A 12737-nucleotide genomic window follows, 5' to 3' on the forward strand; every position below is an offset into this window, starting at 1 on the left:
GTATGCATACTTATTGATTTTATTATGGTTGTGCTACCGGATTTGATATCAAACTCTCATTCCTCTGCGATCTCTGCCCCTCTGTGGTTCGATTTTTCAGAACTTGTGCTGAAATTTAGTAGCAAAATCTTCTTAACCCGAACTGAGGTTAAAATAAGAATGAATCATAAATTATTTATTATCCATATCTCTAGCTCTTTCCAAGGGATTACTACAAAGTTATTTTCATTAGTTTTATGTACATTTATACCGTGCCAATATGACTTCCTTGCTTTTTGTGATATCACTATTTCAATATCATCTCTATTGCAAACTTTAAATTTCTTGCTTGAACCCAATATAGTTACAGACTTATTCGATGGTTTATCTAGTAAAACTAATGCTTTTTCTCCTTTTTCAAAACATGCATATGACCACGCTAGATACACATTAAACTTGATATTCCCAAAGCAATCTGATTGAAATTCATCCTGGTGTCCCTTCAAGATCGCTAAAGGTTTTGCACTAACCTCTGCACCTCTCTTTTTCACAGATGTGACTTGTACAAAAGCGATCAATTGTGCAGCTTGACAATCATTCAAAAAAGTGTATGGACCTGAGTCTTGATATTCTTGTTTGAAGTCAAGGTAGTATTTAGGTAATAGCGATTCTTCTAACTCACAATCTGGAGGAAGTGGGTCAGTTATCAATTGGAATAACTCACTCAATTCCTCGTTATATTCATTCAGACTGCCGATATATTCAGATGTATTTTGAGAACTGTGTTCAACAGAAAATTTAAGTTGTCTTAACCGATTTAAATCATCTTCAGGGAGTTCTGCATAATATTGAAACATTAGGGATTATCACTCAATCTTCCACTAGGTACAGATGTTGGTAGACCAATTGACGTTGGATAAGCTGCACAATCAATTGTAACAGTTTGCTGGAAAATTTCCTTGTCTTGGTGGCAACATATACCTGTTGTCATTTAGGAGACTGCGTATCTCATCTATTTTAGCTTGTATTCGTGCATTCCAATATCGCAAAGGACTAACATTATACCGATCTCGTTGTACATTAAGTCCAAGTTCTTCAGCTGTTTTAAAGGTGTTTATATCATTTGATAATCTTCCTGGAAATGATTCGCGTGCTCTAAAAGCTTTGTTTAATTCTTCTGGTGTTAATCTTGGTGCATCTGGTCTAAATCCATAAATTTTCTTACCCTTGTTAAAAGAAAAGCCAATATGACCATAAGTTTCCCCAACGAGTGGGAACCCCTAGATTGTAATACTGAGTTGCAATTAAAGATAGTAATATCATGTTCCCTTGGCATCCATAGATGAAAATTCTACATCGTCTACAAATGACTTGGCATAGGCTAGCATTTATCGGGCGATCTACTAGAACAGACTAAACAGGAAATTTACACTATCCTGTCAGAGAAATAGGTGGGGTAGTCCATGAAAAAATTCCTACAGCGTATTAAAGCATTACTCAAACGTATCCTGAATAAGTTTTCATCTAATTCTCAGCAACCATCGCCCCTAATAAATTCTCGATTAGAAACTTCTATTCCAACCGTTTCTCCCCGATGGGAGTCTGGTTTGGTGCTTGTGTGTTCGCAATGTGCAAACGAGCAGTTAGGCTCAACCGCTTCCGAAGATTTAGAGAATTGGTTGAAATCTCGTTTAAAATTTGAGGGATTATGGGGTGAATTTCGGGTCGTTAGTACCAGTTGTTTAGGAGTTTGTCCACGAATGGGCATTACTGTAGTTATTGTCAGTAATGGAAATCACGGTAATAGTCCATGCTTAATTGTAAATCCTCAAAGCGATCGCGAACTTCTCTATTCATACATCAAACAGAATCAAGGCTGACTGCAAAGGTTTGCTAAAGTTTAAAGTTATTCAATTCAGAACTGTATGTTATCTCGCACTATGTTTTGCTCAAGTGGCAAATAAAAAAGGGTGTGAATATTTGAATTCACCCCTTTTTTCAGGTCATAAGGGAGGTAAAGAATACTTATCCAACCCGTATTAGTATCGTTCCAATCTAAGGAATTATTCTTTTAAACGAGGTATATTTGGTCTGACAAAGGTAGATGAGGAATCAGTACTTCGAGCATTAGTGCTTGAAGAAGAAGTTGGGGAACTGAGATTCAAGAAATCGATGAGTTTGAGAGTACGATTACGAATTTTCCAGCGCCCATTTCTGTTAACGACTTTATCTTCATAAGTGCCATTAGCGACATCAATGCTGGTTTCTGAGCGTTTGTGAGTCGCATGGAGGTAAGAAGTCATCGTTGCTTGATTATTTTGAACTGAAATGTTTATCGTACCCATCAAATGTTGGGTAGCTTGATATCCATTTCCTTGGAATACTGAATAGACAAAATCTGCCCAAGAATCTGTCCCATAACGTGTTTCACTTGCCCCATCAGGAAAAATAGCAGTGAGGACTGAATCTTGAGTAAAACAATCCCGATAAATATTCTTTCCCTCTAGCAGATTTCCTCTACCAATAGCATCAGTTCCCAGGGCGTAACAAGATGTTAATTTTTGAATTTCTAATTCTGCGTTAGGTTGAGCTGCACTTGCTACCTCAAACTTACCCCCAACAAACAGCACAAGAGTGACTGCAAGCACAATCAAAGTTATACGATTTAACAGAAACGAAATAGCCTTTGAAACTATTCCCCCATTTTCTCTTCTTCTTTCCACAAGATGACTCCCTTAATTATTTCCGATTTTCGCATCTTGTACTTTACCAAAAACTCAAGTTTTGGCTAATAATTTTAGCTCGTAAAAGCTGGCTAAAACGCTTGGATATTTTGCTAGCAATTATGTTTTATATCCACTAGAAAATCTCTTTTCTAGTAAACGAGCAAGCTAGTACATACAAGATTTGATGTATACAATTAGTTATAACAGTTAATTAATAAGTTACAAGTGCTAATTGTGACTAAGTTTATGTTGATTTGATTAAGTAATAAAGTCACCACTTACATAGTTTGATTAATAGCAAAATGAATTTTAGTTTACCAATTCTCAGAAATTAAATAGAATTACTATAGCAATCCTGGAAGATTCGTGATAAACTCCTCAACTTCTTTGATAAGTCGGGAATCTGCCCCTAAAACTATAAAAAGTCCCTTATTCTGCCAAAATGGGAATAGAAATTATAAATTGTGTTCCTTGTCCCAAGACTGATTCACAAATCAAATTTCCATCATGATTTTCAACTATAATTTGCCGACTAATAGATAATCCTAATCCCGTACCTTTTCCTACACATTTGGTAGTAAATAAATTTTCAAAAATGCATTTTTTAACTGCTTCAGGCATTCCTTTGGCATTATCTTGAATCTTAATTACCACCTTGTCATTATCTACTTGTAGATAAGTCTCAATAGTAATAATATTAGGATACTTTTCTTGAATTTCTAAAAAATTACGACCGATATTTGCTTCTTCTAAAGCATCGATTGCATTTGCAATAATATTCATAAACACCTGATTCAATTGTCCCAAATAGCATTTTACTGATGGGATATCTGCATAGTGCTTAATAATCTTAATCGCTGGACGATTATGATCAGCTTTCAGACGATGTTGTAAAATCATCAAAGTACTATCAATACCTTCATGGATATTAGCTAATACTTTAGAGGTAGTATCAGCACGAGAAAAAGTACGGAGAGAGGTACTAATATTACGAATGCGCTGTGTCCCTACTGTCATACCATCAATCATTTTTGGTAAATCTTTGAGCAGGAAATCTATATCTATCTCTTCGGCTTTTTCTGCTAGTTCAGCGCCAGGATTGGGGAATTTTTCTCGGTACATTTGCAGATAGTCTATTAAATCTTTAACAATATCTTTTGCTTGGGTAATACTACCTGTAATAAAACCAATAGGATTATTTATTTCGTGTGCTACACCTGCAACTAAATTACCCAGAGAAGACATTTTTTCACTTTGGATAAGCTGTAGTTGCGCCTCTTGTAAATCTTTTATCGATTGTTCTAATTCTTTAGATTTCTCTTGCGCCCTTGTGTACAAACTGGCATTTTCTATGGCAATAGCCATTTGAGAAACTAAGACTTTTAATACCTCTACCCTTTCTAGAACAAAAGCTCCTGATGATAACTGGTTTTCTAAATAAATAATACCAGTAAGCTGTGATTGGTACATAATGGGCAAACAAAAGATTGATTTTGTTTGAGATTTTTGGATATAGATATCAAAATTAAAAGGCTCTGTAACTATTGCATCATTTAATACAATATATTGCTGGGTTCGGAGAACGTAATTAATCACAGACAGCGGTAAATCTTGATAGGTTTCAACCGGAATAGAACGTAAAACCGTCACCACATCGTCAGTAGCATTTCCAGAAGCTTCAATATACAGGTGATTATCTTTAAGCAGGAGTAGTGCTGCTTTTTGCGCGGCAGCATTTTCTAGTAAAATTTGGATCAGCTTACCCAATAAATTTTCTAAAACAATTTCATTAGTAATCGCTTGTGAAAACTTGATGAATGCATTAAAATCTAGAAAATCGCTCAAGCTGCTATTGGTAGTAGTGTTAGTGGTAATATGAGTTGTATCAATTTTTGAACTAGTGTTTTCTATGGTAGTAGTTTGTCCTACTAGAAAAACATACTTTGATTCTAGGTGTTTAACTTTAGCGATCGCACCCCAACGAATATAGGCATAATAGGCTTTAGTTATATAAGTTTGATGAATTAATTCTTTACCTAGAGACTGATAAAATTTTCCAGCTAACTCATAGGCTAAAGCTTCTTCTTGGAGAAAACCGTTTGCTTGAGATTTGGCAATAGAGTTTTCATAATAGTCCATTGCTTCTAGCTTTTGACCCAAAACCTGATACCGTTCTGCCTCCACGAGATAAAATCTATGTAAGTGATTGGTGGGAGCATGAGTAGCCCAAAGTTCCATCTTTTGCTGATTAGCTTGGACTTTTTCTAGAATAGCTTGTTTTTCAGACTCTTTAGCAGTATGATAAATAGCTAAGTGGGCTAAAGAATCGTAAAAATAAAACACTGGAACAACAAACAACCCTGTAACACCACCTAAAGATTTTTCTGCGATCGCAGCATTTTCTACAGCTTTAAAATACTCTCCAAATATGTAAGAGAGCATTAGCTTATTAACAAATAAGTGGTTAATTGTGTAAAGGTCATTTACTTGCTGATGAATTGGCAGCATACTTTGCTCGTCGTAAGCTTGTCCAATTAAACAGTCCACATTTTCAAAACTTCCTTTCAAGTTCAGCACTGTTTGCAAATACACTGAGTTCCAAGTGAAAGCTACTTGTTGGTTAATTTTTTTCAGCGAATCACAATAAGCTATCAGTTCTTTTTCTAAAACCCAAAGTTCCTTACCGAGCCAAAATGAATGGTAGGGATAAATGTAACCACAATAACCAGCATATTCTAAATCTCCAGTTTCCAGACCACTAGAATATCCTGACATTGATGATGTTAATGTCTCTCTAACATGCTCTTTCCAATGCATAACATGGGCACTAACAACCGTCAAAATCTTAGCCTTAAGTTCTTCAGCATTAAATTGTGACACCAAGCTAGAAGCTAATTTTCCAAATTCATAACCAGAATCAATTTCTCCTTGAACTCCACAAAGAAGTAATCCATAAAGACTATAACCATAGGCAGATACAGCCGTATTTCCATAGCTTAAGGACAAATTGACCATTTTACAGACAATAATTGGCATCATTGCCGGCGCAGTTTGAAAAGCCGCGGGGAGAACGCCCATTAAGATTCTCATGGCTGCAACCTTGTTAGGATCGGTCATTAATGGTAAATTAATTAAATCTGCGTAAACGCGCAGCGGCTTGTCGTTAGACATCGCTTTCCCTTTCAAAGAAGCAGCGATTTCATCCATCCCCTGTTGAATATCAGTTGATGTTGGTTCATCTGGAAAATTTATTCCTAATAATTGCAGAATTGATACTGCTATTTGAATGGCTTCCAGTTGCTTGCTTTGAATGATAGAAGCGATAATTTGTACTTCATAGACTTTTACTTTATCTAGAAGGATTTTAGCTTCTTGCTGCACCACCTTAGCCCATTTTTGCATCTGCTCAAAATCACCGCCCAGATAGGCTGCCTCTGCGGCTCCTTCATATAAGCTGATGGTTAAGGTATATTCCGTTTGCCAAGCGTCTATATTTAAAAGTTCTATGCCATTTGTGAAATATTTAAGAGCCGCTTCGTAAGCTGTAGAAGCTTTAGCTTTTTGTCCGGCAATTAAATTTAATCGTGCCAATTCAGTTTTTTCAGATTGTTCTATCAGGTTAACAATACTTACATTCAACTGATTAACAACATCAAAAATATTAGCTTCTATTTCCTCTTTAGGTATATTTTGGAGAAGTAATTGCCCAATTTTTAGGTGAGTAGATTTCTTCAGTTCTTCTGGAATCAACGAATATGCTGCTTGTTGTACTCTATCATGCAAGAACTTGTAACCCACCCGTGAAGTGTCAAAATTTAAATTAACCGCTTCTTCTTGATTAAAAACTAAAGGGATGCGGTAAGCTTCACTTAAAGGCAGAATTAATCCTGCTTGCAAAGCTGAGTGTAAATCATTTGCTGTCAAAGAAGGTGATTTTTCATTGACTATCGATAAAATATCCAGACTAAATCTGTCGCCTATACAAGCTGCTAATTTTAAAACATCTTGGGTGAACTGTGGTAGTTTTTCAACTCTACTGGCAACTAACTCAACTACATTTTTATCGGTAATTCCAATTGCTTGAATATCCTCTAGGCTCCATTGCCATTTAGCATTAGAGAAATCAAACTTTAACAGTTTTTCTTGATGAAGTGCTTGAATTAATTGTGTTATAAAAAATGGGTTTCCACCTGTTTTGTTACAAATTAACTCAGCTAACTTAACAATTTTTCTGTTAAAATTTCCAGTTTCTTCATCCTGGTTAACCTCTGTTTTTTGAAGAGTTTCGGCAACTAGCTGAGTTACATTATCTAAATTTAAAGGTTCCAATACAAGACTATTAACAACCGTGCCACTATTTTTAATTTCTTCTACCTTTTGGATTAAAGGATGTGCTGAACTAACTTCATTATCTCTATATGCACCAATAAACAAAAAGTATTTGCTATCAGTATCAGTTATGAGCAGTTGAATTAGATTTAAAGTAGCTGAATCTGCCCATTGTAAATCATCTAAAAATATGACTAAGGGGTGTTCTTTTTGAGTAAAAACTTGGATAAATTCTTTAAAAACATGATTGAAACGATTTTGTGATTCTGTTGCCCCAATTTGGGCAACTTCTGGCTGTGTACCGATGATTAATTCTACTTCTGGAATTACATCAGTAATAACTTTTCCATTTGTTCCTAAAGCTGATAGTATTTTACTACGCCATATTTCTATTTTTTCATGATTCTCGGTCAGCAAATACCGCATTAAATATGCAAAAGCTTGAATTAAAGAAGCATAAGGTATATTTCGCTTTAACTGGTCAAATTTACCAGAAATAAAGTACCCTTGTCTGCGAGTAATGGGTTTATTAACTTCGTTGACTAGAACTGATTTGCCAATTCCAGAATAACCAGAAACTAGCATCATTTCACTAGTTCCAGATGTAACTCGCTCAAATGCAGCTAAAAGTTTATTAACTTGTTCTTCACGACCATATAATTTTTGAGGAATTAATAACTGACTCAATATATCTAAACGACCTGGAACAAAATCAGTAATGATTCCCTTCGTTTCTAACTGCTTGAGACATAATTCTAAATCAGCTAATAATCCTGTAGCACTTTGATATCTATCTTCTGCATTTTTCGCTATCAGCTTCATCACAATTTCAGAGACAGCAGTAGGAATTTGTGAATTTAACGATTGCGGATTTATCGCTTGAACTGCAATGTGACTATAAACTACTTCTAGAGGGTCTTGGCTAAAAAATGGTATTTTATCAGTGAGCATTTCATATAAAGTCACGCCAAGAGAATAAAAGTCGGTGCGGTAATCAAGAATGCGATTCATTCTCCCAGTTTGTTCAGGAGACATATAGGCAAGTGTGCCTTCAACGCAGTTAGGATTATTAAATTGGGGATTTTCCTTATTGAGACGCGAGGCTATACCAAAATCAGCGAGTTTAACAATACCCGTCTGAAAGTTAATTATGATGTTATGAGGTTTGATATCTTTATGAATAATCTGGTTATTATGCAAATAATCTAAAGCTTTAGTCAGTTGAATAGCAATCTTTAAATGGTTAATTAAGTCAAGTTTTTTTGTTTGCAGCAGTTGAGCTAAAGACTGACCACCAAAGTCTTCTAACAAAAGTCCTACACGGTTTTGAAAAGTTTCTAGACTGATAGCTTTAACTATATTGGGATGGTCTAAACCTTGCTGAATTTGATACTCATTTTTAAGGCGAGTAAAGGCTTCAAGGGTCGGATATTCATTTTTAAGCAGCTTGAGGATAACTCGCTGTTGTGTCTTTGGCGTTTGTGCTTGATAAATAATTGTTTGGATTCCTTCGTGGAGGGTCGAGTTGATTTGGTATCCAGTACGATTTGGCATTGATTTTTGACTATAGAGTTATAAAATTAGCATCACCCCTGTTATATTCTGAAAGGGGTTCTAGTTTAATTATTCCCAGTACGTAGAAAATTATTAACATTCTGCTTCAGTATCCAAGGGTTGTAAATTAAAAAGCGATTATTTCCTTGTAACGGAAACTAATGCCTAAAATATGATTGTAACTTTTATGCCAACCGCAGAGAAGGACACTTCTGTAAAAATGCAGATGCCTTATTATGGGCATCTAAATTATGAGTATGCGTTGGCGTAGGTCGAATAATGCCACCAAATAGGTCATCCAACCCGTAGGGTGTGAAAAATTGCCATTGTCCTTGGGTATTTAGTCGAACTCCCACAGCCGTAGCGGTGTGCAGCCAATGTGTGATGCCATCCTCTGTACTAGTATAAGGTCTGCTACCAAAGCGCCAGCGAGCAAAACTGGCTTGATTTTTGACATCAAACTTGTCATGAGGAAATTGTTCTGTGAGAGTCGCCTTTGCCGCTAGTTCTTGAGAACGGTTCCCTTCTATATCAAAGAATGCAATATCGAAATCTTTAATACCTAACCCACAATCATTACCAAAAATTGAAGACCAAACGGTGTTTCGGACTGCACCCCCGGCTAACCACCAGTTAGGTAGATTTAGTTGAGCGATCGCAGATAATACTGTATTAATACGTGTATCAGCTAAAATCATCTGTAGACGAGTGTTACTATTCATATCAAATTCCTGGGATTGTCAAGTAAAAGATGAAAATATTATCATTCAGATTTTATTAAACTTACGGTGTTGATAGTCCTGTTGTGACACTTTGCAGGTCAATGTTTCTCAGGAGAAGTTCTGTAGTCATAGTATAAAGAAAACAGGTTGCACAGAAGGTTAAATTGTGAATTGAGAATTGAGAATTTTTATTTATGGAAGATTTATTTGCGCGACTAGAACGCACACTCAATCCTGAACTGCCTTCCCTAACAGAGTCACAACAAAAACTCCTCCAAGAACTCAGTATTGATGAAAATAAACCCGGTACGATTCTACATGACTTTCAAACTTTGATAGATTTCTTACAACCAAATGGAGTAGAAGTTAGTAGTGTTAATAATCTTCTACCGCTAAAAGTACTATCAGAAGTCAATTCTCGGTTAAGTTGCTCAATTGAAATTAAACTCAAACGCCCCGTACAGAAATCATACCCTTACATTAATGGACTATATTTGTTATTACGCAGTTCTGGAATAGCCCAAATTAGATCCCAAGGGAAGAAGCAGGTTTTAGTTTTAGACGCAGCAACTTTGCAATCATGGTCAAGCCTCAATCCAACCGAACGCTATTTCAACTTATTAGAAGCCTGGTTGATTTGGGGAAATAGCGAAGTTTTGGGCGAACATCAAGATTCATTAGGGAATTTATTTAGATGTATTCAACTTTGGCCTCGCGTTCCAGATAAAGGTTTAAAATTTGCTAAATATGAAGACCAAAACAATATTAGTTATTACCCTGGTCTGCATAATATTGCCCTGTTAGAGTTATTTGGATTGTTATTTATCAAACATGGAAAACCACAAGAAGGCAAGGGCTGGCGCATTACTAGTTTACAACGCTTACCCTTTGGTGATGCTCTGTTGCAATTCCTCTTTCCATTAGGTATACGAGGAGAATTACAGGATGATGTAAATATAAATTTTGGAAAATTGCAGTCACACTTTCAACCATTTTTTCCAGAATGGGAGCATAATTTACTTGTTCCTAAGCAAGGCTTCACCGATGGTATTTATATTTTCAAAGTATCCCTTTTTAAGGCTTGGCGACGCATTGCCATACCAGCAAAAAAACCATTAAGTTGGCTAGCAGAGATAATTCTCGATGCTTTTGACTTTGATTACGATCACTTGTACGAGTTTAGTTATAAAGACCATTTTGGCCGCATCATAAAAATTGGTCATGCCTATATGGAAACACCCCCATTTGCCGACCAAGTGCAGATAGGTGATTTGTCTCTAGAACCAGGTGGTAAAATGACCTATCTTTATGATTTTGGTGACAACTGGAAATTTGATGTGCAGTTAGAAGTAATTAATCCACCTGATAATAAAATCAAGAAACCGAAGATTTTAGAAGTTCACGGAAATGCACCTCAACAGTATTGGAGTGAGGATGATGAATTGGATGAAAATGAAGGATGAGGAAGATTTAGGGAAGTGGAGAGAATAAAAATTTCCTTGTGTCCCCGTGTCTTCTGTTTGTGTCTACTAAAACCCGCTTTAAGATTGAAATAGTTTTAGTTACAATAAAGTGTTACAAATTGTCAGGAGATAAAAGCTGTGAATATTCCATATACTGGAGGTTGTCAATGTGGATATATTCGTTATGAAATTCATGCTCAACCTTTAACTCTATATCTATGCCACTGTAAGGAGTGTCAGAAACAATCTTCTAGTGCTTTTGGAATGTCTCTTACCGTACCACGAGATGCTGTTGTGATTGTTCAGGGAAAACCGAAAGCTTGGACTCGGAAAAGTGATAGCGGACGTGAAGTAAATAATCTGTTCTGTGGCGACTGCGGAACGCGATTGTTTCATGAACGGACTTACAGCCCAAATACTATCAATGTCAAAGCTGGAACCTTAGATGATACAAGTTGGTTACGCCCAGTGGGTAACATTTGGACAGGCAGCGCCCAATCATGGGTGATAATTTCAGATCAATTGCTCAACTATGATGGGCAACCAGAGGATACGCAGGCTTTATGGGAAAAATGGAAACAACAACATCCATAAATCCATAACTCCTAATATTAGATATCATACTCCTGATACTTAAATCAATGCCCTTGGTTGTTAGTCTAACTCATGACTGTACCAAAGGAGATAATGATAATATTTTATCAGAAAAGTGGTTTAATGAACATATGAAATTATTTAAAAAAGTAATAGTTAACTCAAATTATAAGTTCAGCTTGTGTATCATATATATTTCCACTTGTCTGCAAATCATTTATAAAGCTAACACACTATTAATATTTCACATGAAAACTTACTGGATATTTTCAATCAAGTAATTTAAGTGAAACTGGATAAGTAAGACGATTTTGGTTCATTTTCAACACTTTTAACAGTTATTTCTAGACAAGCTTGATGAAAAACGATACACCGCCAGAATTGAACCCAGACCCAGAAATTGGGCGCTTGATTGATGAGGTAATGTCTTCATCTCTGACTGATGAACAGTACCGCAAAAAGATGCAGCGACGCAAAGAAGTGCAAGACAAGCGTATAGCAGAAGCTGTACCAGAAAAAGGGTTAATTATTGTAAATACTGGTAACGGTAAAGGTAAAACCACTGCGGCTTTGGGGATGGTGTTGCGATCGCTCGGTCATGGGTATAAAGTAGCGATCGTTCAATTCATCAAAGGTAGCTGGGAACCTTCCGAAAAAAGGGTTTTCAGTTATTGGGAAGACCAGATAGAATTTCACGCAATGGGCGAAGGCTTTACCTGGGAAACTCAAGACCGCGATCGCGATCTTGACAAAGCTAGCGCCGCCTGGGAAAAATCATTAGAATACATCCGCAATCCAGACTTTCAACTGGTATTGTTAGACGAAATCAATATCGCCCTCAAAATGGCTTACTTACCAGTAGAAGACGTTTTAGCAGGTTTGGCGCAAAAACCCGCTAACAAGCACGTTATTCTCACAGGTAGAGGCGCACCACCTGCTTTAATTGAGCGTGCTGACTTAGTAACTGAAATGACCCTAGTTAAGCACCCTTTCCGCGATCAAGGTGTGAAAGCACAACCGGGAATTGAGTATTGAACTGGGGACTGGGGACTGGGGACTGGGGACTGGGGACTGGGGACTGGGGACTGGGAAGATTTAGATGGGGATTCAGACCGCAACCAAATCTTAAAATAATTTCTTGCCAAGTCCCGGAGCGCTTATTCCTTTGTGATCTCATGTCCGCTTAATTACTTATTAAACCCGAAGAACCCCACCCCGCCAAAGCTACGCTTTGTCTCCCCTCCCCGCAAGTCTACGGTATATACACAAGTCTGAAGTGGCTTAAGAATCTGGGTTTTACCCCACCCTAACCACTGCCCGAATTCAATAAACGACCGCCCGAATTCAATAAACGACCGCCCGAATTCAAT

Annotated in this window: 10 protein-coding genes; 4 read left to right on the forward strand and 6 right to left on the reverse strand. The window is 36.8% G+C overall.

The features are described from left to right. Positions 1-164: 164 nt before the first annotated feature. A complete protein-coding gene (locus RMY63_RS33945) occupies positions 165-836 on the reverse strand; it encodes a hypothetical protein (RefSeq protein ID WP_322732915.1) in 672 nt (223 codons plus the stop codon). Beyond that, complete coding sequence (locus tag RMY63_RS33950; protein ID WP_322732916.1) at positions 836-970, reverse strand: hypothetical protein; 135 nt, start codon at positions 968-970, stop codon at positions 836-838. Before RMY63_RS33950 ends, RMY63_RS33945 begins: the two co-directional genes overlap by 1 nt. 472 nt (positions 971-1442) lie before the next feature. Between RMY63_RS33950 and RMY63_RS33955 the strand changes: the two genes are divergently transcribed. Then, on the forward strand, positions 1443-1859 hold the full coding sequence (locus tag RMY63_RS33955) for a (2Fe-2S) ferredoxin domain-containing protein (RefSeq protein ID WP_322732917.1): 417 nt from the start codon (positions 1443-1445) through the stop codon (positions 1857-1859). Between the two features lie 183 nt (positions 1860-2042). On the opposite strand, the gene RMY63_RS33960 is transcribed toward RMY63_RS33955, so the two are convergent. From RMY63_RS33960 to RMY63_RS33970, 3 genes are all read right to left on the reverse strand, one after another. After that, entirely contained in the window at positions 2043-2702 is a 660-nt protein-coding gene (locus RMY63_RS33960) for a nuclear transport factor 2 family protein (RefSeq protein ID WP_322732918.1), read from the reverse strand. A 432-nt stretch (positions 2703-3134) separates the two neighbouring features. Then, on the reverse strand, positions 3135-8588 hold the full coding sequence (locus RMY63_RS33965; RefSeq protein WP_322732919.1) for an AAA family ATPase: 5454 nt from the start codon (positions 8586-8588) through the stop codon (positions 3135-3137). Between the two features lie 185 nt (positions 8589-8773). Then, positions 8774-9310 (reverse strand): nucleotidyltransferase family protein, encoded by a 537-nt coding sequence (locus RMY63_RS33970; protein WP_322732920.1) that lies wholly within the window; start codon positions 9308-9310, stop codon positions 8774-8776. Positions 9311-9504: 194 nt separating this feature from the next. On the opposite strand from RMY63_RS33970, the gene RMY63_RS33975 reads away from it, so the two are divergent. From RMY63_RS33975 to cobO, 3 genes are all read left to right on the forward strand, one after another. Continuing rightward, positions 9505-10773, forward strand: a complete 1269-nt coding sequence (locus RMY63_RS33975) for a plasmid pRiA4b ORF-3 family protein (protein WP_322732921.1) — start codon at positions 9505-9507, stop codon at positions 10771-10773. A 138-nt stretch (positions 10774-10911) separates the two neighbouring features. Next, complete coding sequence (locus RMY63_RS33980; protein WP_322732922.1) at positions 10912-11367, forward strand: GFA family protein; 456 nt, start codon at positions 10912-10914, stop codon at positions 11365-11367. 357 nt (positions 11368-11724) lie between these two features. Then, positions 11725-12402, forward strand: coding sequence for a cob(I)yrinic acid a,c-diamide adenosyltransferase (gene cobO / locus RMY63_RS33985; RefSeq protein WP_322732923.1), 678 nt, complete (start codon positions 11725-11727; stop codon positions 12400-12402). A 152-nt stretch (positions 12403-12554) separates the two neighbouring features. On the opposite strand, the gene RMY63_RS33990 is transcribed toward cobO, so the two are convergent. Continuing rightward, positions 12555-12737: hypothetical protein (locus RMY63_RS33990; protein ID WP_322732924.1), on the reverse strand; the 183-nt coding region annotated here is incomplete at its 5' end.

This window comes from Nostoc sp. ChiQUE01b, assembly GCF_034531255.1.
In the GTDB taxonomy this organism is placed as follows: domain Bacteria; phylum Cyanobacteriota; class Cyanobacteriia; order Cyanobacteriales; family Nostocaceae; genus Nostoc.